This is a genomic window from Rodentibacter heidelbergensis (assembly GCF_002000125.1).
Lineage (GTDB): Bacteria > Pseudomonadota > Gammaproteobacteria > Enterobacterales > Pasteurellaceae > Rodentibacter > Rodentibacter heidelbergensis.
In genome coordinates this window covers 42692-65760 of record NZ_MLHH01000003.1, presented here as the reverse complement: position 1 = coordinate 65760, position 23069 = coordinate 42692, and the positions used below count along the sequence as shown (strand labels likewise).

Genomic DNA, 23069 nt, shown 5'->3' with positions numbered 1-23069 from the left:
ATTTGCAATATAACCGAAATTTTGACCGCACTTTTAACTCAAAAAAGGAGAACATCATGCAAATTGTATTTTTAGACAGTACGGCTATTCCAAAACATATTCCTATTCCTCGCCCAAACTTTGAGCATGAATGGATTGAATATCCTCATACCTCCGCCTCCCAAACCATTGAACGGGCGAAAGATGCGGATATTGTGATCACCAGTAAAGTGATTTTTGATCGTAAAACTCTCGAGCAATTGCCGAAACTTAAACTCATTGCGATTACCGCCACAGGAACTAATAACATTGATTTAGTTGCTGCAAAAGAATTGGGCGTTGAAGTGAAGAATGTGACAGGGTATTCAAGTGTTACTGTGCCGGAGCATGTGTTGGGGTTGATTTTCTCCTTAAAACACAGTCTTGCCGGTTGGCTGCGTGATCAAACATCGGCAAAATGGGGGGAAAGCCAACAGTTTTGTTACTTCGATTATCCTATTACCGATGTGCGGGGTTCTACCTTAGGAGTGGTAGGAAAAGGCTGTTTAGGATCGGAAGTGGGCCGTTTAGCGCAAGCTTTGGGAATGAATGTGCTTTATGCCGAACATAAAGATGCGGCAACTTGCCGTGAGGGATATACCCCTTTTAGTGAGGTATTAAAGCAAGCGGATATTCTTACGTTGCACTGTCCATTAACACCAAGTACTGAAAATTTAATTAATGAAGAAACCCTGTCACAAATGAAAAAAGGGGCGTTTTTAATTAACACAGGACGTGGCCCTTTAGTCGATGAAAAGGTGTTATTAAACGCATTAACCAGTGGGCATTTAGGGGGGGCAGCCTTAGATGTGATGATTAAAGAGCCACCGGAAAAAGACAATCCATTGATTGTTGCGGCAAAAACCATGCCAAACTTAATTATCACGCCTCATATTGCTTGGGCGAGTGATAGTGCGGTGACGACATTAGTGAAAAAAGTGACGCAAAATATGGAAGAATTTGTCGCACAATTAAACCAAAAGTAATATGAATTTACCCATTTCTCTTTCTATTGCCTTACGTTATTGGCGAGCGAAAAGTGCCGATCGCTTTGGTCGATTAGTCACGAACCTCGCCAGTTTAGGCATTGTTTTAGGTGTGATGGCATTGATTATCGTCCTTTCGGTAATGAATGGATTGGAGGGCTATCAAAAGCAACAGGTGCTTTCCTCCATTCCCCATGCCATTGTAAGCCAAGCACAACCGATTTCGATAAAAAAACCGTTAGAAAATCCACCGCACTTTGTGCAAAAAGCCGTGCCGATTAACACCACAAAGGTGATTTATCAAACCGCCAAAGGCGTGAGTGCCGGGCAAGTGATTGGCATACAAGCCTTTTCTGATGATCCTTTATTGGAAAGCCTAGATCAGGTTTCTTTTAACCGCTTATTGCCCGCCGGTGAATTTAAATTGGTGATTGGCAATCAGTTGGCGGAAAAACTAGGCGTAAATGTGGGCGATAAAATTCGTTTAATGATAACGGAAAACAGCCAATACACTCCCTTTGGGCGAGTGCCTATGCAGCGTTTATTTACGGTAAGTGACATTTATTTCGATTATAGCGAAGCATCCGGTTATCAAGCCTTTGCCAATTTATCGGATATTGGGCGACTAATGCGTATTCAACCGGAACAAGCACAAGGCTACCGTTTATTTTTGACCGATCCTTTCTTAATTACGGAATTGCCCACCTATTTCCCTCAGCAACAAATCACCGATTGGCGGGAACAAAAAGGCGAATTTTTCCAAGCAGTGCGTATGGAAAAAAATATGATGGGGTTATTAATTAGCCTCATTATCGTGGTAGCGATTTCTAATATTGTCACTTCTCTAAGCCTTATGGTGGTGGATAAACAAGGAGAAATCGCCATTTTGCAAACCCAAGGCTTAACAAAATCGAAAGTGCGTTCGATATTTATTTATCAAGGACTGCTTGTGGGATTGGTCGGAACCTTAATTGGGGCGCTATTGGGGGTGTTGATTACGCTGAATTTGACCTCGATCATTGCTGCGATCAATCCAAATAGTGTATTTTTACCCACCACATTAGAGGGATGGCAAATTTGCTTTGTCATTGCTTTTTCTCTTTTATTATCTTTATTATCAACCATTTATCCAGCTTATCGTGCGGCAAAAACAGAACCGGCGGAAGCATTACGCTATGAGTAAAGTATGAGTCAGTATCTATTACAGTGCGAAAATATCAGTAAATTTTATCAAGAAGGTGATAACCAAACTCAAGTACTCAAAGGGGTATCTTTTGCGATGCAACCGAATGAATTGGTGGCCATTGTGGGCAGTTCCGGTTCTGGGAAAAGCACGCTGTTGCATACTTTAGGCGGCTTAGATCAGCCAACTAGTGGGGAAGTGTTCATTAAAGGGCAGTCACTGCAAAAAGCCTCTGAAGCGGAGTTGGCAAAATTGCGAAATCAGCATTTGGGTTTTGTGTATCAGTTTCATCATTTAATGGCCGATTTTTCAGCCCTTGAAAATGTGATGATGCCGCTGTTGATTGGTCGCCAAAATAAAACAGAGGCGAAAGATCGTGCTGAAAAAATGCTCAATGCAGTGGGGTTAAGTCATCGCATTGCTCATCGTCCCTCAGCCCTTTCAGGGGGGGAGCGTCAACGTGTCGCCATTGCCCGAGCGTTGGTGAATCATCCCGCTTTAGTATTGGCGGATGAACCCACGGGAAATTTGGATCATAAAACCACAGAAAGCATTTTTGAGTTAATTCAAACATTAAATCAAGAACAAAATATCGCTTTTTTGTTAGTCACCCATGATATGGCTTTAGCAGAAAAATTATCCCGCCGTCTAACGATGCAAGATGGGGTATTAAGGGAAGGTATCTAATGAATACTCCGTTTTTTATTAGCTGGCGTTATCAGCGTGGTAAGCAAAAAAATCCCTTAGTGGCACTGATTGCCAAATTCTCAGCGATTGGCATTGCGTTGGGTGTGGCCGTATTGATTGTAGGATTGAGTGCCATGAACGGTTTTGAGCGGGAGTTAAATCAACGTATTTTAGCGGTGGTTCCCCATGCTGAAATCACGGTGAATGAAAGTGCCGATGAGAAAACCATTAATCATTGGCAAAACCTTGCAGAAAAGTTAAAAACGAATGAAAAAATCACCGCACTTTCACCTTTTGTTAGTTTCACGGCATTGGTTGAAAACGGCAACAAACTCAAAGTCGTGCAAGTGAAAGGGGTGGATAAAGTTGCACAAGATCAAGTGAGTTCACTCGGAAAATTTGTGGAGGGAAATGGCTGGCAACAATTTGCAAAAGAGGGCGGATTAGTACTGGGTTCCGGTATTGCCAAAGCCCTTGAGGTGAAAGAGGGCGATTGGGTTTCTTTGTTAATATCACAACCTAATGAGGAAGCACAATTATCCCAACCCCATCGAGAGCGTGTGCAAGTCACGGGTATTTTGCGTTTAGACGGTCAGCTTGATCACAGTTATGCCCTACTTTCATTGCCACAGGCACAAGCCCTACTGGGCTATCGGGCAGATCAAATTAGTGGTGTAGAGATTCAAGTTGCTGATCCTTTTAGGGTTCAATCACTGACTTATTCTGAGCTGAACGATTATCCACAATTGCTTTATGTGCAAAACTGGATTGCTAAATTCGGTTATATGTATCGTGATATTCAACTGATCCGCACTGTCATGTATATTGCAATGGTGCTTGTGATCGGGGTGGCTTGTTTCAATATCGTTTCCACATTGATTATGGCCGTCAAAGATAAACAAGGCGACATTGCTATTATGCGTACACTGGGGGCGAATAATGGATTTATTAAACGTATTTTTATATGGTACGGCTTGCAAGCAGGAATGAAAGGGTGTTTAATAGGCATCGTTCTTGGCGTCATTTTAGCGTTGAATTTAACTTCGCTTATTCAAGGCTTAGAATATTTAACCGGAAAGCAATTGCTATCGGATGGCATTTATTTTGTCGATTTTCTTCCTAGCGAGCTTCATTGGCAAGATGTTTTGTTAGTTTTAGTGGCAGCGTTAGTCTTAAGTCTTTTGGCGAGCCTTTATCCGGCAAGTCGGGCAGCCAAACTCCAACCGGCTCGAGTGTTGAGTAGTCATTAAACAAACGTAAATTATTTCACAATGAACTAGTTTACTAGTACAAGAAATAAGTGTAGAGTATTTGCAATTTTCAAACACAATATTTAAAAATAAAAGAGAGTGATGTATGACAAAAGAAAAAGTTAAAATCGTTGTCGCAAATGATGATACGCGTATCGAAAAGATTGATCAGGTTTTACCGCCAATCGCCTTATTAGAAAAATTCCCTGCCAGCGAAGAAGCTGCGGCACTGGTTAAACAAACCCGCCAAGAGGCACACAATATTATTCATGGTAAAGATGACAGACTACTAGTGGTTATTGGCCCTTGCTCTATTCATGATCCAAAAGCTGCCGTGGAATATGCCAATCGTTTAAAACCTTTGCGTGAAAAATACAAAGACAGCCTAGAAATTATTATGCGTGTTTACTTTGAAAAACCACGCACCACAGTGGGTTGGAAAGGTTTAATCAACGATCCTTACTTAAATGATACTTATCGTTTAAATGACGGGTTACGCATTGCCCGTAAATTACTCTCTGATATTAATAATCTTGGCGTCCCTTCAGCTGGTGAATTTTTGGATATGATTACCCCACAATATGTCGCCGATTTCATGAGCTGGGGAGCGATTGGTGCACGCACGACCGAATCACAGGTTCACCGTGAATTGGCTTCCGGTTTATCTTGTGCCGTAGGGTTCAAGAATGCCACAAATGGTGGCGTAAAAGTGGCATTAGATGCGGTAGGTTCGGCAGAAGCGCCTCATAATTTCTTATCGGTTACAAAATTTGGCCATTCTGCCATTGTTTCAACCAAAGGTAACGAAGACTGCCACATCATTTTACGCGGTGGCGATAAAGGGCCAAATTACAGTGCCGAAGATGTGGCAAAAGTCTGTGCTGAAATTGAGAAAACCGGCCGTATTCCTCATGTGATGGTAGATTTCAGCCACGCCAACAGCAGCAAACAATTTAAAAAACAAATGGAAGTTTGTGACGATGTCTGCCAACAAATCGCAGGCGGATCAAAACAGATTTTTGGTGTAATGGTTGAAAGCCACTTAGTGGAAGGCCGCCAAGATTTAGTCAACGGCAAAGCTGCCACCTATGGACAGAGCATCACCGATGCCTGTATCGGCTGGGAAGATACAGAAATCTTACTCAAACAGCTTTCTGATGCGGCCATTGCACGCCGTAAAGTCAACTCATAAATACAGCCCTATCTTCAAAGTGCGGTTGATTTTGACCGCACTTTTTTTACAGTCAACTATCCTGAGAGATAAACGAGTATGTATAAATTATTCCGTCAATGTATTTTTCAAATGGATGCGGAAACCGCCCATAATTTCACCCTCCAATGTTTAAAATTTGCCGGTCATCCGTTGTTGCAGCCACTATTGAGATCCGTTATTGGCACGCCAAAAGGTTTGGCGAAAACCGTGATGGGCGTGCGTTTTCCAAACCCTATTGGATTAGCAGCGGGGGCGGATAAAAATGGCGATGCCATTGATGGTTTTGGGGCGTTGGGATTTGGTTTCGTGGAAGTCGGCACGGTGACCCCTCTTGCCCAAGATGGCAATGCGAAGCCCCGCCAATTTCGTTTGATTGAAGCGGAAGGCATTATTAATCGCAATGGGTTTAACAATAACGGCATTGATTATTTGATCGAAAATGTGAAAAAAGCACGCTATCGTGGGGTGATTGGCATCAATATCGGTAAAAATAAACAAACCCCATTAGAACACGGCAAAGACGATTATATTTTCTGTTTGAATAAAGCCTATAACTATGCCGGTTATATTACGGTGAATATTTCATCACCAAATACGCCGGATTTGCGTCAGTTGCAATACGGCGATTATTTTGATGATTTATTGCAAAGCATTAAGGCTCGCCAAGCAATTTTGGCGGATCAATATAATAAATATGTGCCGATTGCGGTGAAAATTGCACCGGATTTGTCGGAAGCAGAATTGGTGCAAATTGCCGATGCCTTGGTTCGTCATAAAATGGATGGGGTGATTGCCACCAATACCACCGTTTCCCGTGAAAATGTCGCCGGTTTGAAAAATGCCGAAGAGCAGGGCGGATTAAGTGGTAAACCGTTGCAACAGAAAAGCACAGCGATCATTAAACGATTAAATGAAGAATTGAAAGGGCAAATCCCGATTATTGGTAGCGGTGGCATTGATGGCGTGCAAAATGCCCAAGAGAAAATGGCCGCCGGCGCTCAATTGTTGCAGGTGTATTCCGGGTTAATTTATCACGGGCCGAAATTAGTGAAAGAATTAGTAAAAACCATTAAATAATGACAAAAATATACGATTTACATTGCCATAGCACCGCATCAGATGGCGTGTTAAGCCCCACTGAAGTGGTACAACGGGCCGCAGAGCAAGGCGTAAATGTGCTGGCATTATGCGATCATGATACGGTTTGCGGCATTGATGAGGCACGTTTAGCGGCAAAAGAGGTGGGGATCGAATTGGTTACCGGTGTGGAAATTTCTACCACTTGGGAAGGGCGGGGAATTCATATTGTGGGGCTGAATTTTGATAAAACGCACCCGAAAATGACCGCACTTTTGGCAAAGCAAAAAGCCCTGCGTGAGAAAAGAGCGCAAGAAATTGGGGAGAAATTAGAAAAAGCCGGTATTCCCAATGCTTATGAGGGCGCAAAAGCCTTGGCGAATGGAGAGGTAACAAGGGCTCATTATGCCCGATATTTAGTCCAACTTGGTAAAGTGTCGAATGACGGACAGGCTTTCAAACGCTATTTAGGACAAGGAAAATCCGCTTTTGTTAAAGCGGAGTGGGTGGATATTCCCACCGCCATTGAAACCATTCAGGCCGCAGGGGGAATGGCGGTTATTGCACACCCTTTGCGTTACAAGCTAACGGGAAAGTGGATACGCAAATTAATTGCTGATTTCAAAACTTGGGGCGGTGATGCCATGGAAATTTCCGGCTACGGCCAAACCAAAGACCAACGCCAAATGCTCGCCCGCTGGGCAAATGAGTTTGGTTTATTCGGCTCGGTGGGATCGGATTTCCATTTTCCTTGCGGTTGGGTGGAATTAGGCAAAAATCTTGATCTCCCCGAGGGCGTAGAACCAATTTGGAACAGCTTCCCCTCTTTTGCAAAGAGGGGCTAGGGGAGATTTACAGATCCCCCTCTTTTACAAAGAGGGGCTAGGGGAGATTTCCCAAATGCCCCACATCATTGACTTTTTCAACGCTAAATCCTTTTTCACTGTCGTAATGCACAACGCTAATAGCGGTGTTGAGCAGGGAAACGGATTTACCTTCTTCTCGGTGATTTTGCCAGGTCGCACCGCCAAGTAGAGCGAGAAGTAAGCGTAATGTATGGCCGTGGGAAACGATGAGAATATTGCCCTTGTCATGAATTTTTATGATATCCTGCAAGGCTGCCATGGCACGCTCGGCGAGTTGTTCAAAGGTTTCACCACCGTTTGTTTCGGCTTTGTAATTTGCCGGATCGCTTAACATTTGTTTAAATTCAGCCTGCTCACGCAAGGTTTCAACCCATTGACCTTCCCACTTTCCAAAAAATTGTTCGTTTAGCCCTTTATGTTGGAAAAGCGGAATATTGCGTTCGCCAATAATGTATTCTGCCGTATCAATGGTGCGTTTTAAAATGCTGGAATAAGCTGCGACAAAGGGGATAGACTGTAATGCTTTTCCTGCTTTTTATGCGCCTAAAATGCCTTGTTCCGTGAGGGGCGAGTCGCCATGTCCTTGCATTAAACCCTGTTCATTCCAAAGGGTTCTGCCATGGCGGATAAAATAAAAAGTCAGTTGTTTTTTCATTTTTCATAAACCGAGTAAAAAAATAAGGAAGCCAAAACTTCCTTATTTAACCATCATTAACGGGAATAATAGCCCGCCATTGAACTATATACGGCGTTTTCTGCCTGAATTAAGCTATATTTTGCTTGTAAAATAGCAAGTTGTGAGGTTTTTTCGGTATTTGCCGCATTTAACCACTCACGCAATTCGGACACCCCAGCGTTGTAGCGATTACGATAATATTGGGTGATGCGTTTATTGTAGTTAAAGGTTTTTTGCTGGTTGGCAAAGGCACTTTGTGCTTGAGTGAAAGCAAAATAGTTGGTTTCCACATCATTGAGTGCGGTGGTGATGCTTTGCTCATAATTTAAACGTGCCGTTTCATAATCCGCTTCAGAAATTTTCACATTCCATTTCACCGTGTTCCAGTTGAGGAAAGGTAAACTAATTCCCAATGTGCCGGCTGCAACAGGGCTATGGAGCGCATTGCCTACTTTGCTGCCCGTTGAGCTTAAACTGCCGCCCAAAGTGATTTCCGGGAACCAACTTTTTTGTGTTGCTTTGGCGTTTTTAAAGGCACTGCTTAAACGGTATTGGTTACCTTTCACATCAGGACGATTGGCGATCACAGAAACCGGTACATTCAAATTCACCCCCACATTTTTTACATTAAGAATATGTGGGAAAGTGATATTAAGGGCTTCTTCCGGTTTTAAATTCAGTAAATTACGCAGGGTTTGTTCTGCTGTTTTGCGTTGGGTTTGATAGCTAATCAAATTATTGCGTGCGGTTAAAACCGATTGTTGGGCTTGATCTACACTCGCCCCATCGGCTACCCCTTGGCTTAGGCGGCGTTGCATAATATTGCTGATATCATTGTAATATTTGATGCTTTCTTCCGTGGTGCTGATAGCATCGTTTAAATAAGCAATTTGATAATAGGTGGTGACCACCGAATTGATTAAGGAAAGTTTTGTGGCCTCTAAATCTTGTGCCGTGGCTTTGTGCGTCCATTCTGCGGCATCAGCGGAATCCGCTAAACGACGCCATAAATCAAGAGTATAAGCCACGTTTAATGAACCGGTGTGAGAAATGGTTGAACTTGCAGAAGTATCAACACGACGTTGTGCACCGGATGAGGTGGAACCGTTAAAGCTTGGCACTAAATTGGCACCGACTAAGTTTGCATTATAAAGCGCTCGATTAACGGCAACGGCCGCTTTGGCAAGATCTTTATTGTTTAATAGCGCTTGTTCCACCACACGGTTAAGTTGTGCATCATTATAAAGTGCCCACCAATTTTCTTTTACATTGAATTGTTTGGTGATTTCTTCATATTTTTGATAGTCCTCAAGGCTCGTTTGGTAAGAATCGCCAATATTGGCACAGCCTGCAAGGGTAATGGCCATTACCATGGCAAGGGTCAGTTTTTTCATTTTTAACATTGTTTTTTCCTTCATAAATCGTGAAAAAAGTGCGGCTGATTTTAACCGCATTTTAGGGTTTTACAAAATCTATTTCTACTCTCGGGCAAGGGCGGTGATTGGGTTGAGTTGTGCCGCCCGTTTTGCCGGCATGTAGCCAAATACCACGCCAATAAGTGTTGAAAATAACACCGCAGTGATAATCGAGGCGGTGGAAAATGCCATGGTGAAATCCGTCATAAATAGGTTAAATATCAGCCCGATTAAACCGGAAAGCAAAATACCGGTAATACCGCCGATTAAACAAATCAACACCGCTTCAATCAAAAATTGTTGCAAGATATTGGTTTGACGAGCACCAATTGCCATTCGCACGCCAATTTCTTTGGTGCGTTCCGTGACGGAAACCAGCATAATATTCATCACCCCAATCCCCCCAACAATAAGCGAAATAAAAGCAATAGAAGAAATCAACAGCTTCATTGTGCCGGTGGTGCTTTCAATGGTTTGTTTAATGGTGTCGCTATTCATCACGAAAAAATCTTTTTTGCCATGACGTAGGCTGAGTAGTTCGGTGATGCCTTTTTCTGCCACAGTGGAATTCACATCATCAGCGATTTTTACCGTAATAGAGCTGATTTTTTTGCTGCCGGAAATGCGGTTCATCACCGTGGTATAAGGCGCATAAACATTCAAAGAGCTACTTGCGCCGCCCATTTGTCGGTCAGATACCACACCAATAATCCGCAAAGGGCGTTTATTAAACATCACTACTTTGCCTAAAGCGGATTCATTTGGAAAAATGGCTTTTTTCGCACTTTCATCAATTAACGCCACTTGATTATTTTCCAGCACATCTTGTGCAGAAAACAGATTGCCTTGTTTAAGGTTTAGCCCTTCCACGTCAAAATATTGCTCACCAACCCCTTTTAGGCTAGTAGAGGAGAAGGTTTGATTGCCGTACACCAGTGTACCACTGGAGGAGCTATTCGGTGTCACGCTTTGCACATAGCTTTGCTGATTTAACGCATTGGCATCATTGACCGTGAGATTTTGCATTTGCTCGGCACGGCGATCGCCAAAGCCTGTGCCATTGAAAATCGTCATGGTACTGGTGCCGATTCCTTTGATATTTTCAAGGATTTTTTGTTGTGAACCGTTGCCGAGTGCCACCACGGAAACTACCGATGTGATCCCGATAATGATCCCAAGCATGGTGAGCAACGAACGCATTTTATGGGCGACAATGGCACTGACGGACATTCGAAACGCCTCAATAAGCTGATCTTTGCTAAAGCCAAAGTGCGGTTTCATTTTGACTTGATTTTCAACCGCACTTTTTACCCTTTCTTTTTGGCTATCTGCAATGATTTCGCCATCTTTAATTTCAATAACACGGTTTGCACTGGCGGCAATGTCACGGTCGTGGGTTACCATAATGATGGTATGCCCCTCATGGTGGAGCTGACGCAGGATTTCCATCACATTTTGCCCGCTGTGGGAATCCAATGCGCCGGTGGGTTCGTCCGCTAAAATAATTTCACCGCCGTTCATTAAAGCTCGGGCAATACTCACACGCTGTTGTTGCCCCCCGGAAAGCTGACTTGGCTTATTTTGCCATTTATCGCCCAAGCCTAATTTTTCGAGCAATTGCTTTGCCCGATCAAGGCGTTGGGTTTGAGGCTGACCTGCATAAATAGCGGGCAATGCCACATTTTCTGCTGCAGTGAGACTGGAAAGTAAATTATAACGTTGGAAAATAAATCCGAATTTTTGGCTTCGTAAATCAGAAAGTTGATCCGCTGAAAGTTGATGGGTTTCTTTACCGTCAATTTTGTAAGAGCCACTGGTTGCCGTATCCAAACAACCAATAATATTCATTAGTGTAGATTTTCCCGAACCGGACTGTCCGATAATCGCCACAAAATCGCCTTTCTCAATCGTGAGGGAAATATTTTTGAGAATATGGACCCGATTTTCGCCTTCGCCAAAGTAGCGGTTGAGTTGATTAATTTCAATAATATTCATCAAATTTTACCGCACTTTAAAACATTCTCGGCCCACGACCACTATTCCCAACCTGTTCGCCAACGGCAACCTGTGACACGATCACCTTTTCACCTTCGGCTAAACCAGATTTAACTTCCGTTTGAAAATTGTTTTGTACGCCAATTTCTACTTCACGCATTTCAGGTTGATGGTTTTCATTCAAAATGTTGACGAAGGTTTTTCCCTCTCTTTTTTGAATTGCCATATTGGAAACCAACAAGACATTTTGTGCATCGGCAATTTTGATATTGTTTTCCGTTGTCATTCCAATTCGCAAAGTGCGGTCAGGATTATCCACAATTAAATTGGCGTAATAATAGACCGCCGTTGTGCTACTTGAGGTGTTTGAGCTGCTTGATGAGGTGGAGGTATTGTCGCTTTTAGTGGTGGTTGCCGGATCAACAGAGGAAATCACCGCTTTATAGTGGGTGTTAGGATCGGACAAAATGGTAAAACTCACGGCTTGTCCGGCTTTCACTTTAGTGATATCGCCTTCTGAAATTTCCGGTTTCACTCGCATTTTAGTTAAATCTGCGACTGTTACGATAGTTGGAGTCGTTTGTGCGGAGTTGACGGTTTGCCCTTCAGAAATCGGTGTGGAAATGATCGTTCCATCAATAGGGGAGGTAATTTGCGTGTAGCCCACATTGGTTTCTGCGGTGTTCACTTCAATTTCCGCTTGTTTAATGGATTCTTTTAAAGCATCGACTTCGGATTTTGCTGCATCAAAAGTGTTTTTGGCATTGTTTAGTTCATCCAGCGAAGTGGCTTTTTGCCCATATAATTTTGAATAACGGGAATAGGCGGATTGCGCCACTGTTAGAGCCGTTTCTTTGGCTTTTAATTGCGCCTGATAGCTGGCAAGGGCCGCTTTTTTAGTGTTGAGATTGTTAATTTGCGTGGTGGAATCAATATCGGCAATTAAATCGCCTTTTTTCACCTCTTGCCCAAGGGTGACATAAAGTTTGGTGATTTTACCGGAAACCTGCGCCCCGACATCCACTTCATTAATACTACTAATCGAACCGGAGGCCACCACGGTTTTTTCAATATTGCCACGGATGACGTTTTCGGTGAGATAAGAGGATTGTTGATGGCTATTGCCGGCTAAAAAAGCGTAGGCAATGCCGCCTATAATTAAAAGTCCGAGTATAACGAAAATTTTTTTCATTGAGATTTTATTCCAATAATCAAATTTTAATTAATGAACGTTTGTTCAGTTTGTGTATTTTAATGATAAATCAGGTGCTTTGCACGAGAAATTTGGATATAAGACAAGCTATCTTTTAATAGGTTTAGCCTGATGATGAATTTTTACATAGCAAAATTAGCTGAAAATTAGGAAAGAAAGGGGCTATTCTGACAGCTCGCTTTTTAGTGGCAAAACGTATAAAATAGCGGGATTATTTTTCTATTGATTGAGAAGATTATGAGCAATACAGAACATGGTTTAGACAATGCGGAAAATACACGTCCGCACAATTTTATTACCCAAATTATTGATGAAGATTTAGCAAGCGGTAAACACAAAGAGGTTTACACCCGTTTTCCACCAGAGCCTAACGGCTATTTGCATATCGGCCATGCGAAATCCATTTGCTTGAATTTTGGCATTGCGAAAGATTATAACGGTTTATGTAATTTACGTTTTGATGATACTAACCCTTTAAAAGAAGACGTGGAATATGTGGATTCCATTAAAGAAGATGTGGAATGGTTAGGCTTCAAATGGGCAGGTAAGGTGCATTATGCCTCGGATTATTTTGATACGCTCTATGATTATGCTATTGAATTAATCAAAAAAGGCTTAGCTTATGTGGACGAGCTTTCTCCAGAAGAAATGCGTGAATATCGTGGTACGCTAACAGAGCCGGGTAAAAACAGCCCTTACCGTGATCGCACTGTTGAGGAAAACTTAGCCTTATTTGAAAAAATGAAAAACGGTGAGTTTGCGGAAGGAAAGGCCAGTTTACGGGCGAAAATTGATATGGCTTCACCTTTTATGGTGATGCGTGATCCCGTGCTTTATCGGATTAAATTCGCCAAACACCACCAAACCGGTGATAAATGGTGTATTTACCCAATGTACGATTTCACCCATTGCATTTCCGATGCTCTTGAACGCATTACTCATTCATTATGCACATTAGAGTTCCAAGATAATCGCCGTTTGTATGATTGGGTATTGGATAATATTTCTATTGAACGTCCATTACCACATCAATATGAATTTTCCCGGTTAAATTTAGAAGGAACACTCACCTCAAAACGTAAATTATTGAAATTGGTGGAAGATGGCATTGTGGACGGTTGGAACGATCCTCGTATGCCGACTATTTCAGGTTTACGCCGTAGAGGTTATACACCGGCATCTATCCGTGAGTTTTGTCGCCGTATTGGGGTCACCAAACAAGATAATGTGGTGGAATACAGTGCGTTAGAGGCCTGTATTCGTGATGATCTCAACCAAAATGCGTGCCGTGCCATGGCGGTGATTGATCCGGTGAAAGTGGTTATCGAAAATTTTGAAGGCGAAGAAATTTTGACTGCACCCAATCACCCTAATCGACCGGAAATGGGCGAGCGTCAATTGCCTTTCACTAAAGAAATCTATATTGATCGTGCGGATTTCCGTGAAGAAGCCAACAAGCAATATAAACGTCTTGTGTTAGGTAAAGAGGTACGTTTACGCAATGCTTATGTGATTAAAGCAGAGCGGGTGGAAAAGGATGCGAAGGGTGAAATCACCACGATCTTTTGTACCTATGATCCGGACACATTAGGCAAAAATCCGGCAGATGGTCGAAAAGTGAAAGGGGTGATCCATTGGGTTTCGGCGCTGCATAACCATCCGGCAGAATTTCGTCTTTATGACAAACTCTTTACGGTTTCAAACCCGGGGGCAGAAGAAGACATTTGTTCAGTGGTCAATCCAAATTCCCTTGTGGTAAAACACGGATTTGTCGAACAAAGCCTTGGCAATGCAGCCGCTGAAAAAGGCTATCAATTTGAACGTGAAGGCTATTTCTGTGCAGACAGCAAAGACAGCCGCCCTGAACATTTAGTGTTTAACCTCACCGTTAGCCTAAAAGAAAGTTTTTAGTTCTCATCAACAAAAGTGCGGTCAAAATCACAAGCGTTTTTGGCCGCACTTTTCTTAACAAATTATTATGCAATTTGAACCTAATTTCTGGCAAACCAAATCCCTTCTTGAAATGAATGATTTAGAATGGGAAGCCTTGTGTGATGGGTGCGGGAAATGTTGTTATCGCAAATATATCCAAGGGCATGGGAAACGGCAGAAACTTTATTACACCCGTATTGCCTGTAATTTGTTGAATTTAGAAACGGGAAAGTGCGGTCATTATTCGGCACGTTTTCGCCTTGAAAAAGATTGCACAAAACTCACTAAAAAGAATTTGCCCGATTTTCATTGGTTGCCGGCGACCTGTGCTTATCGGCTACTTTATGAGGGGAAAGCTTTGCCTGATTGGCATCCGCTGATTTCGGGCGATGAACAATCGGTGAAAAATGCGGGGATTTTCATTGCTAATGGCGTTCATGAAAATGACGTGATCGATTGGTTTGAATTTGTGATTGATGAGGAATAAACCCCCTCAAAAAATGACCGCACTTGGTTTAACACAGCCCCAATATAAATGCTGATAGGCAGTCATTTTTGTGCTAGAATCTGCCACCAATTTATTAGGATGATTAACATAGGAAAAATTATGAAAGTTTTAGAAGGCGTTGTTGCCGCACCTCAAGCAAAAGTAGCCGTGGTGATTGCCCGTTTTAACAGTTTTATTAATGAAAGTTTATTAGAAGGTGCGGTCGATACTTTAAAACGTATCGGTCAAGTGAAAGATGAAAATATTACCCTTGTGCGTGCACCGGGGGCTTATGAGCTTCCTCTTGTTGCCCGTCGTTTAGCGGAAAGCAAAAAGTTTGATGCGATTGTAGCATTAGGCACAGTAATTCGTGGCGGCACGGCGCATTTTGAATATGTCGCCGGTGAAGCAAGCAGTGGTTTGGGCAAAGTGGCAATGGAAGCGGAAATTCCCGTGGCATTTGGTGTATTAACCACGGAAAATATTGACCAAGCTATTGAGCGTGCAGGCACGAAAGCCGGTAATAAAGGATCAGAAGCGGCATTAACTGCCCTTGAAATGATCAATCTTCTTCAGCAAATTGATGCGGCATAACAATGGCAGAACAGAAACCCGTGAAAAAACCATCAGCCCGTCGTCGGGCGCGTGAATGTGCTGTTCAGGCGTTGTATTCTTGGGCGATTTCCGGCAATACACCGGAAGAAGTCGAACTTGCCTTTGTGCTTGATCAAGATATGAATGGTGTGGATAAAGCATATTTTCATCAATTATTCCGCCAAGCAGTAGAAAATAGGGAAATTGTGGATTTTTCCATTACCCCTTATATTGATCGTAGCTTTGAGGAACTTGATCCTATTGAAAAAGCGATTTTGCGCTTAGCGGTTTATGAATTGCGTTTTGAACTTGATGTGCCCTATAAAGTGGTGATTAATGAAGCTATTGAAGTCGCAAAAGTGTTCGGTTCGGACGACAGCCATAAATATATTAATGGTGTATTAGATAAAATCGCACCGGCATTAGGGCGTAAATAAATTGAGTTTGTGGAAATAGCGCGCGTGTTTACGCGTGCTTTTTTGTTTTTGGAAGTGTAAGCAACGGCAATGGGTGAATTTGATTTAATCAAGCGTTATTTTGAGCAGCCCCAAATGGAAAGGGATGATAGGGTTCATTTATCCATTGGTGATGATTGTGCGTTAGTCACGGTTCCTGAAAATAACTGGGTTGCAATCACCACTGACACCATGGTGGAACATACCCATTTTCTGCCTTCCATTAGCCCGGAAGATTTAGCCTATAAAGCGGTGGCAACGAATTTAAGCGATTCAGCCGCCATGGGCGCAGAGCCTAAATGGGTTTCTCTTGCCTTAACCTTACCGAAAGTAGATGAAAATTGGCTTGCGCTATTTAGCCAAAGTTTGTTACAGACATTGAAAGATTACAACGTCACATTAATTGGTGGTGACACCACAAAAGGTGGGCTATCTGTTACCATTACGGCGCAAGGGCTGGTGGAAAAAGGAAAGGCGCTATGCCGTCATCAAGCCAAAGTCGGAGATTTAATTTATGTGTCCGGCACATTGGGCGATAGTGCTGCCGGTTTGCAACAGATTTTATCGGGCAAAAGTGCGATTGGTTTTGACGAAGAATTTTTACAACAACGCCATCTTCGCCCCACACCACGCATTGCTCTTGGCAAATCCCTTATTGGTGTTGCCCATGCAGCAATTGATCTGTCCGATGGATTGTATTCTGATCTTGGGCATATTCTTAAACGCAGTCATTGTGCGGCGGAAATTGATCTTGCCCGTTTGCCTTTTTCTTCCTCATTGTTAAACCGCTATGATCGTAAACAAGCCGAGCAATTCGCTTTAAGCGGTGGGGAAGACTATGAATTGTGTTTTACTATTCCACCTGAAAATCAGCCTTTGTTCGAAAGCCGATTAAAAAATCTTGATGTCCCTTGCACCTGTATCGGGCGTATTGTGCCTGCCTTTGAAGAAAAATTAGAAAAGGAAAAGTGCGGTCAGTTTTCCATCCGTTTTTTGCGTGACGGTGAGCCGATCGACTATTTAGCAAATCTTGGTTTCGATCATTTCAAGGAATAAGCATGGAAGATAATCCATTAAAACGAATTAGTTTAAAAAATCCCATTCATTTGCTTGCGGTGGGGTTCGGTTCCGGTTTGCTTCATCCGGCTCCCGGCACTTGGGGTAGTGCCCTTGGCACGCTATTAGGCGTTATCTTACTCGCCCTTTTGGGAACAAAAACCTTCTTAATTTTGACCGTACTTTGCTTTGTTTTCGGCTGTTATTTATGTCAAAAAACCGCTGAGGATATGGGCGTGCATGATCACGGGGCGATTGTGTGGGATGAGTTTGTCGGTGTGTTTATCGTGCTTGCCGCAATCCCAAGCTTATCTTTGCTTTGGATTTTAACGGCATTTATCCTCTTTCGTTTTTTTGATATTCTCAAGCCTTTCCCGATCCGATTTTTTGATAAAAAATTAGAAAGCGGTTTCGGCATTATGGTAGATGATGTATTGGCGGCAATTTATGGGGTCGCTGTGATTTTCTTAATTCAAATGTGGAGATAAAGTGCTAAATTTACTCATTGTGCATTTATTTGGTTTAATGACACCGGGGCCGGATTTCTTTTATGTAAGCCGAATGGCAGCAAGCAATTCTCGCCGAAATACGGTTTATGGCATTATTGGCATTACCCTCGGCGTGGCATTTTGGGCGGCCGTTTCCATGCTGGGTTTGACGGTGTTATTTGCCACTTTGCCGGCATTGCATGGTGTGATCATGATATTGGGCGGAAGCTATTTGGCTTATCTCGGTTTTTTATTGGTGCGTAGTAAACAAAATGCCGAGTTTAAACCGCTTTCAGCTGAAGAGTTAAATCAACAAACTAATGCCAAAAAAGAAATTTTAAAAGGGTTGTTGGTGAATTTATCCAATGCAAAAGCTGTGGTCTATTTTTCCAGTGTGATGTCTTTCGTGTTGGCGAAAATGACGGAAATCTGGGAAATGGGGATCGCATTTGGGTTAATTGTCTTGGTGACGTTTTTTTATTTTTACCTGATTTCTTTTATTTTTTCACGGCGTATTGCAAAACAGTTTTATAGCCAATATAGCCGTTATATTGATAACCTGGCAGGGATGGTATTTTTGTTCTTTGGTGGGCTGTTAATTTATAGTGGTATCATAGAGATGATTGATTAAAAGAGGAAGTAACAATGACATTAAAAATTGCAATTGCCGGTGCCGGCGGAAGAATGGGGCGTCAGCTTATTCAAGCGGTTCATTCAGCAGAAGGCGTAGAATTAGGAGCGGCTTTTGAACGCAAAGGCTCATCATTGGTGGGTGCGGATGCGGGAGAGTTGGCCGGTATCGGACAGCTTGGTGTAGCGGTATCGGATGATCTCGAGGCGAAAAAAGATGCCTTTGATTTATTGATCGATTTCACCCGTCCGGAAGGCACGCTTGAGCATATGGTGTTTTGTGTGGCGAATAATAAAAAAATGGTGATTGGAACCACCGGATTTGATGAAGCAGGCAAAGTGGCTATTCAAGCGGCCGCTGAAAAAATCGCTATTGTTTTTGCTTCTAATTTCAGCGTTGGGGTGAATTTGGTCTTCAAACTGTTGGAAAAAGCCGCCAAAGTGATGGGGGATTATTGCGATATTGAAATCATTGAAGCCCATCATCGTCATAAAGTAGATGCCCCTTCAGGCACAGCGCTTTCTATGGGAGAGCATATTGCAAAAACCTTGGGGCGTGATCTGAAAACCCATGGCGTATTTTGCCGTGAAGGCATTACCGGTGAACGTAAAGCAGATGAAATTGGCTTTTCAACTATTCGTGCTTCTGATGTGGTGGGCGAGCATACCGTTTGGTTTGCAGATATTGGCGAACGGGTAGAAATTTCCCACAAAGCCTCTAGCCGAATGACCTTTGCCAATGGGGCGGTGCGGGCTGGGAAATGGTTGGAAAACCAATCCTATGGTTTATTTGATATGACGGATGTGTTGGATTTGAATAATCTATAATTCCAATTCAAGATCCGTTTCCACACGGCAGCAACATAATAGAATTTCATTAGGTTGAATAAAGGCAAGGGGTGTTTCCGGATAGGATACCTTGCCTTTTTTGATCTTCGTACGGCAGGAACCACAATAACCGCTACGGCATTGGTATTCATGGTGAATATTGTGACGTTCGAGGTGGTCGAGTAGGCTTGTTTCATTATTGAAATCAAGGGTGGTTTGGCTGCGAATTAAGTGGATTTTCATTTTCTGTTTCATCGTCAATGTATGGCGTCATTATATAGGAAAAAGAGAAAACTCTGTTAAAATCCACCGCACTTTTATGCAACAAGCCATGATTTTTTGATGGAGGTATGATGAGATTAATCTTAAAAATAGCGATGATGTTTGCCGCACTTGGTCTAACTGCTTGCACGACGATGAGCAAAGCGCCGGTCAAATCTATCGATATTTATGTCAAACCTTATTATTCCGCAGAAAAAGGCAAAGCCCAAAATGTTTTCGTGCATAAGCAACTTGATGCGCTTTTACGGGAAAATAGCTTAAAAGGGTATCAAAGTGCGGTCAAATTTGTGGAAGAAAATTCAGCCCGCATTTCTCCGATCACATTGTTTACCTTATCGGCTCGAGCCTATGATTTTGGATTGCGTGATGAGGCGGTGAAATGGTTTTATCGGGGACAAAATCGTTTAATTACTGCATTGTATGTTTTGGATTTGCCTAAGGCGAGCGTAGCGGAAAATACAGGCTTTAGCCAAATCGTGGGGCAATTTATCAATCCTTATGCCTTTTGTGATCTGAACAAACAGCGTCAATTGGCAGAAGATGCGATAAATTGGACGATTGCGCATCCCTATGAAATTGTTTTGCTGAAAGCTTTACCTTCTAAATTTCAAGATCGACATAGCGCTTTAAAAGAGGCGGAAGCCAAATTAAAGGTTCGTTTGAAGGAGCAGGAGGCATTTTTCGCCGATCCCCAAAATAAAGAAAAATGGCAACAAGAGCGGTTAGAAAATCATGTCAATGAACGGTTTTGCTGGTAAGAAAATAATGAGAAAAATCCCTCAGTTTTGAGGGATTTTTAGCCAAGAAATATTTTATTGCGCCATATTTTTAACGGATTTTAGAAACCCTTGGGCACTGTCAAAGACCGCCGATTTACCTTGAGCGGTTAAAATCATATCCGACATTTCACGAAATGCCCCTTTCCCCCCACCGAGGGAAAGCACATAGTTGGAGGTATTTTTTACATAAACAGGGGCATCAGCCACCGCAAAAGAAAGCCCGCAGACGGCAAAAGCAGGGAGATCTACACTATCATCGCCAATATAAGCGGTTTCTTCAGGGGTGACACCGGCTTGTTTCATTAATTCAAAACAGGCGCTTTCTTTTTCTAATTTACCAAGAAAGAATAGGCTGATGCCAAGATCCGCAATGCGGCGGCGTAAAATTGCCGAATCTCTACCGGAAAGCACCGCAACTTGAATTCCCGCTTCCATTAACATTTTAATGCCTAAACCATCACGCACATGGAAGCTTTTAATAGCTTCGCCATGGGCGTCATAGTGGAGCAGTCCATCAGTAAGCACCCCGTCCACATCGGTAATCACCAATTTAATTTTTTTGAGTTTTTGTTGCATGGGCTGTCCTTAGCTTGAAAATTCGATTAAGCCGACAACGTTGTTTTCATCATCAACCACCACAAGAGAATGAATTTTTTTCTCTTTCATGAAATCTTCTGCTTTCGCTAAAAATTCGTTTTGATTGATCGTTTTTGGTGAACTTGTCATAAAATCCTGTGCGGTTTTCTTCAGGGTGGCTTCACCATTGGCTGTGAGAGCACGGCGAATATCCCCATCGGTGATGATGCCTTTTAATTGTGTCTTTTCCATCACCAATGCCACGCCCATTCGCCCCTCATTCATCACGGTTAAGCAATGAGTGAAATTCGTTTCAGGGGAAACGATCGGTAAGCGGGTTTGCATTTGATCTTTTACCCGGCAAAGTAGGCGGCGACCGAGGCTACCACCCGGATGAAATTTAGCAAAATCAGCAGGTTGGAAATTTCTCGCCGTGATAAGGGATACCGCAAGGGCATCGCCTAATGCCAAGGTGACCAGCGCCGAGGTGGTTGGTGCAAGATTATTCGGGCAAACTTCACGCTCAACCGTAATATCTAGAACATAATCCGCATGGCGGGCAAGGGTTGAGTGTTTATTGCTGGTGAGGGCGATAATTTTATTACCGAAGTTTTTTAAACTTGGAATGAGTTTATTGACATCATCGGTTTCACCGCTATAAGAAATCAGCATGACAATATCAATTGGCTTGAGCATTCCCAAATCACCATGAAACGCCTCAGTTGGGTGAAGAAAAAAACTTGGCGTACCGGTGGAGGCAAAGGTAGCGACCATTTTTTTACCAATTAAACCGGATTTACCAATGCCCCCAATGACAAGACGCCCTTGACAAGCCAAAATCAGTTCAACAATTTGGTTGAAATTTTCATCTAAACGTTGGCTTAATTGAGTGAGGGCAAGACTTTCTACGGAAAGGGTATCTCGTGCAATTTGCAGATAGTTCATGAATATTCCTAAAGTGCGGTTAATATCCCGCTAATTTTAACGGATATTCATCATTTTACAAAAGTATAATATTTCATCTGATAGGCTATTTAATATTCATTAGCGATGACACCCTGTGTAGGATAAGAGTAGGGGATTGAGGTGAAAACACTTGCTTTGAATAACAAAAAACCCGCTAAAAACAGCGGGTTTATTTTGACTAGGCTAACCAAAATTTCGTATTTTGGCATTCCCCTTTAATTAGACACGTTTGAAGTCAATGTGAACCAATTTTGGTTTGAACGGGTGACGTTGCATTGCTTGTACTTTCACCGCCACTTCTTTACCGTCAATCACTAAGGTGATCACATCAGAATAGAAAGTATCGTGAACTTGTGCGTTGTTTAATTCATCGTGGTTTAAGATGATTGAAACCGGTGCTTCTTTACCACCGTAAACAATCGCAGGGATTTGACCATTGTGACGCAGACGGCGGCTCGCACCCGTACCTTGCGTTGAACGAACTTCAGCGTTAAATTTAAATGCCATGTTAATGTTCTCTTTAAATCATGTTTAATCTTAAAAAATTGCAGGCGACCCAGCAATTTTCCTAACTTGGCTCAAAGTCCAAACTTTGAGGGCGCAGATTATAAAAGATCCCCATTATTAAGGCAAACTTTTTCTAGGATATTGAACAGGAAAAGATTAGAATAGCCCACAGTTTTTATCCTTTGAGAAAATTAACAGAGCAGAGGCAAATGGAATTTCTTATTAGTTTTTTTACTGATTACGGTTATTGGGCGGTACTTTTTGTTTTAATTATCTGCGGTTTTGGTGTGCCGATTCCTGAAGATATTACCCTCGTTTCAGGCGGCGTTATCGCCGGGCTTTATCCTGAAAGTATCAATGTTCATATGATGTTGTTGGTGAGTATGTTTGGTGTTTTAGCCGGCGATTCCTGTATGTATTGGCTTGGACGCATCTATGGCACAAAGATTTTACGCTTTCGCTTAATGCGAAAAATCGTGACGTTAAAACGCTTAAAAATGGTGCGTGAAAAATTTGCACAATATGGCAATCGGGTGTTATTTATTGCCCGTTTTTTACCGGGATTACGCGCACCGATTTATATGGTTTCAGGGATTACACGCCGTGTGAGCTACACCCGTTTTGTTTTTATTGATTTCTGTGCCGCCATCATTTCCGTGCCTATTTGGGTTTATCTTGGGGAATTTGGTGCCAAAAATTTAGATTGGTTACATGAGCAAATTCAACGGGGACAAATGGTTATTTATGTGCTTATCGCCGCAGTGGCGCTGTTTTTGGTTTGGAAGTGGAGAAAATCGAAAAAACAGGGGGATTAATCCATCAAAGTGCGGTCAAAAATACCAATATTTTAATGATGTCAAACCGATTGGTCTTATCGCTTTCCTTAATGCCTTTCCAACGTTGCTTGTGA

Annotated in this window: 25 protein-coding genes and 1 pseudogene; 18 read left to right on the top strand and 8 right to left on the bottom strand. The window is 42.5% G+C overall.

Going from position 1 to position 23069, the window contains the following annotated elements; all coding sequences use genetic code 11:
- Positions 1–56 precede the first annotated feature (56 nt).
- The 7 genes from BKK48_RS00870 to rnm all read left to right on the top strand — a co-directional run bounded on the left by BKK48_RS00870 (position 57) and on the right by rnm (position 7259).
- The gene (locus BKK48_RS00870) at positions 57–1004 is read left to right on the top strand and encodes a 2-hydroxyacid dehydrogenase (RefSeq protein ID WP_077426340.1); all 948 of its coding nucleotides are present in this window, start codon (positions 57–59) and stop codon (positions 1002–1004) included.
- A 1-nt stretch (position 1005) separates the two neighbouring features.
- Positions 1006–2187, top strand: coding sequence for a lipoprotein-releasing ABC transporter permease subunit (locus BKK48_RS09815; protein ID WP_143538730.1), 1182 nt, complete (start codon positions 1006–1008; stop codon positions 2185–2187).
- A 3-nt stretch (positions 2188–2190) separates the two neighbouring features.
- Positions 2191–2874: a lipoprotein-releasing ABC transporter ATP-binding protein LolD gene (gene lolD, locus BKK48_RS09810; RefSeq protein ID WP_143538728.1), complete on the top strand. Its 684-nt coding sequence runs from the start codon at positions 2191–2193 to the stop codon at positions 2872–2874.
- Positions 2874–4124, top strand: a complete 1251-nt coding sequence (gene lolE / locus BKK48_RS00860; protein WP_077426339.1) for a lipoprotein-releasing ABC transporter permease subunit LolE — start codon at positions 2874–2876, stop codon at positions 4122–4124. The genes lolD and lolE overlap by 1 nt, the downstream gene beginning before the upstream one ends.
- A gap of 106 nt (positions 4125–4230) precedes the next feature.
- Positions 4231–5316 (top strand): 3-deoxy-7-phosphoheptulonate synthase AroG, encoded by a 1086-nt coding sequence (gene aroG, locus BKK48_RS00855; protein ID WP_077426338.1) that lies wholly within the window; start codon positions 4231–4233, stop codon positions 5314–5316.
- A gap of 78 nt (positions 5317–5394) precedes the next feature.
- Positions 5395–6414 carry a quinone-dependent dihydroorotate dehydrogenase gene (gene pyrD, locus BKK48_RS00850; RefSeq protein WP_077426337.1) on the top strand — a complete coding sequence of 340 codons (1020 nt, stop codon included), beginning with the start codon at positions 5395–5397 and terminating at the stop codon, positions 6412–6414.
- Positions 6414–7259: an RNase RNM gene (gene rnm / locus BKK48_RS00845; RefSeq protein WP_077426336.1), complete on the top strand. Its 846-nt coding sequence runs from the start codon at positions 6414–6416 to the stop codon at positions 7257–7259. Before pyrD ends, rnm begins: the two co-directional genes overlap by 1 nt.
- Before the next feature lie 37 nt (positions 7260–7296).
- Here rnm and BKK48_RS00840 read toward each other — a convergent pair.
- The 4 genes and pseudogenes from BKK48_RS00840 to BKK48_RS00825 all read right to left on the bottom strand — a co-directional run bounded on the left by BKK48_RS00840 (position 7297) and on the right by BKK48_RS00825 (position 12558).
- Positions 7297–7935: pseudogene (locus BKK48_RS00840) on the bottom strand (histidine phosphatase family protein).
- Between the two features lie 56 nt (positions 7936–7991).
- Positions 7992–9359 (bottom strand): toxin/drug exporter TdeA, encoded by a 1368-nt coding sequence (gene tdeA, locus BKK48_RS00835; protein ID WP_077426335.1) that lies wholly within the window; start codon positions 9357–9359, stop codon positions 7992–7994.
- Between the two features lie 75 nt (positions 9360–9434).
- Positions 9435–11366: a MacB family efflux pump subunit gene (locus BKK48_RS00830; RefSeq protein ID WP_077426334.1), complete on the bottom strand. Its 1932-nt coding sequence runs from the start codon at positions 11364–11366 to the stop codon at positions 9435–9437.
- A gap of 16 nt (positions 11367–11382) precedes the next feature.
- Entirely contained in the window at positions 11383–12558 is a 1176-nt protein-coding gene (locus BKK48_RS00825) for an efflux RND transporter periplasmic adaptor subunit (protein ID WP_077426333.1), read from the bottom strand.
- A 258-nt stretch (positions 12559–12816) separates the two neighbouring features.
- On the opposite strand from BKK48_RS00825, the gene glnS reads away from it, so the two are divergent.
- The 8 genes from glnS (at position 12817) to dapB (ending at position 19049) form a co-directional block, all read left to right on the top strand.
- Positions 12817–14490, top strand: a complete 1674-nt coding sequence (glnS, locus tag BKK48_RS00820; protein ID WP_077426332.1) for a glutamine--tRNA ligase — start codon at positions 12817–12819, stop codon at positions 14488–14490.
- Between the two features lie 67 nt (positions 14491–14557).
- Positions 14558–14998 carry a YcgN family cysteine cluster protein gene (locus tag BKK48_RS00815; RefSeq protein WP_077426331.1) on the top strand — a complete coding sequence of 147 codons (441 nt, stop codon included), beginning with the start codon at positions 14558–14560 and terminating at the stop codon, positions 14996–14998.
- Between the two features lie 120 nt (positions 14999–15118).
- The gene (gene ribH, locus BKK48_RS00810) at positions 15119–15592 is read left to right on the top strand and encodes a 6,7-dimethyl-8-ribityllumazine synthase (protein WP_077426330.1); all 474 of its coding nucleotides are present in this window, start codon (positions 15119–15121) and stop codon (positions 15590–15592) included.
- Positions 15593–15594: 2 nt separating this feature from the next.
- Positions 15595–16029 carry a transcription antitermination factor NusB gene (gene nusB, locus BKK48_RS00805; RefSeq protein WP_077426329.1) on the top strand — a complete coding sequence of 145 codons (435 nt, stop codon included), beginning with the start codon at positions 15595–15597 and terminating at the stop codon, positions 16027–16029.
- Between the two features lie 69 nt (positions 16030–16098).
- Complete coding sequence (thiL, locus tag BKK48_RS00800; protein ID WP_077426328.1) at positions 16099–17103, top strand: thiamine-phosphate kinase; 1005 nt, start codon at positions 16099–16101, stop codon at positions 17101–17103.
- Positions 17104–17105: 2 nt separating this feature from the next.
- Positions 17106–17591, top strand: a complete 486-nt coding sequence (locus tag BKK48_RS00795) for a phosphatidylglycerophosphatase A family protein (protein ID WP_077426327.1) — start codon at positions 17106–17108, stop codon at positions 17589–17591.
- 1 nt (position 17592) lies between these two features.
- A complete protein-coding gene (locus tag BKK48_RS00790) occupies positions 17593–18222 on the top strand; it encodes a homoserine/threonine efflux transporter (protein ID WP_077426326.1) in 630 nt (209 codons plus the stop codon).
- A 14-nt stretch (positions 18223–18236) separates the two neighbouring features.
- A complete protein-coding gene (dapB, locus tag BKK48_RS00785) occupies positions 18237–19049 on the top strand; it encodes a 4-hydroxy-tetrahydrodipicolinate reductase (RefSeq protein WP_077426325.1) in 813 nt (270 codons plus the stop codon).
- Here dapB and yfaE read toward each other — a convergent pair.
- On the bottom strand, positions 19044–19292 hold the full coding sequence (gene yfaE / locus BKK48_RS00780) for a class I ribonucleotide reductase maintenance protein YfaE (RefSeq protein WP_077426324.1): 249 nt from the start codon (positions 19290–19292) through the stop codon (positions 19044–19046). The genes dapB and yfaE overlap by 6 nt on opposite strands.
- A 110-nt stretch (positions 19293–19402) precedes the next feature.
- Here yfaE and BKK48_RS00775 point away from each other — a divergent pair, with 110 nt between their 5' ends.
- Positions 19403–20089: a hypothetical protein gene (locus BKK48_RS00775; RefSeq protein ID WP_077426323.1), complete on the top strand. Its 687-nt coding sequence runs from the start codon at positions 19403–19405 to the stop codon at positions 20087–20089.
- 54 nt (positions 20090–20143) lie between these two features.
- On the opposite strand, the gene BKK48_RS00770 is transcribed toward BKK48_RS00775, so the two are convergent.
- The 3 genes from BKK48_RS00770 to rplY all read right to left on the bottom strand — a co-directional run bounded on the left by BKK48_RS00770 (position 20144) and on the right by rplY (position 22159).
- On the bottom strand, positions 20144–20686 hold the full coding sequence (locus tag BKK48_RS00770) for a KdsC family phosphatase (protein ID WP_077426322.1): 543 nt from the start codon (positions 20684–20686) through the stop codon (positions 20144–20146).
- 9 nt (positions 20687–20695) lie between these two features.
- Positions 20696–21631, bottom strand: coding sequence for a KpsF/GutQ family sugar isomerase (locus BKK48_RS00765; protein WP_077426321.1), 936 nt, complete (start codon positions 21629–21631; stop codon positions 20696–20698).
- A 240-nt stretch (positions 21632–21871) separates the two neighbouring features.
- Positions 21872–22159 (bottom strand): 50S ribosomal protein L25, encoded by a 288-nt coding sequence (gene rplY, locus BKK48_RS00760; RefSeq protein WP_077426320.1) that lies wholly within the window; start codon positions 22157–22159, stop codon positions 21872–21874.
- Between the two features lie 209 nt (positions 22160–22368).
- Here rplY and BKK48_RS00755 point away from each other — a divergent pair, with 209 nt between their 5' ends.
- Together BKK48_RS00755 and BKK48_RS10110 are read left to right on the top strand one after the other, a co-directional pair.
- Positions 22369–22974 carry a DedA family protein gene (locus tag BKK48_RS00755; protein ID WP_077426319.1) on the top strand — a complete coding sequence of 202 codons (606 nt, stop codon included), beginning with the start codon at positions 22369–22371 and terminating at the stop codon, positions 22972–22974.
- Positions 22944–23069 carry a hypothetical protein gene (locus BKK48_RS10110; RefSeq protein WP_279625933.1) on the top strand — a complete coding sequence of 42 codons (126 nt, stop codon included), beginning with the start codon at positions 22944–22946 and terminating at the stop codon, positions 23067–23069. The genes BKK48_RS00755 and BKK48_RS10110 overlap by 31 nt, the downstream gene beginning before the upstream one ends.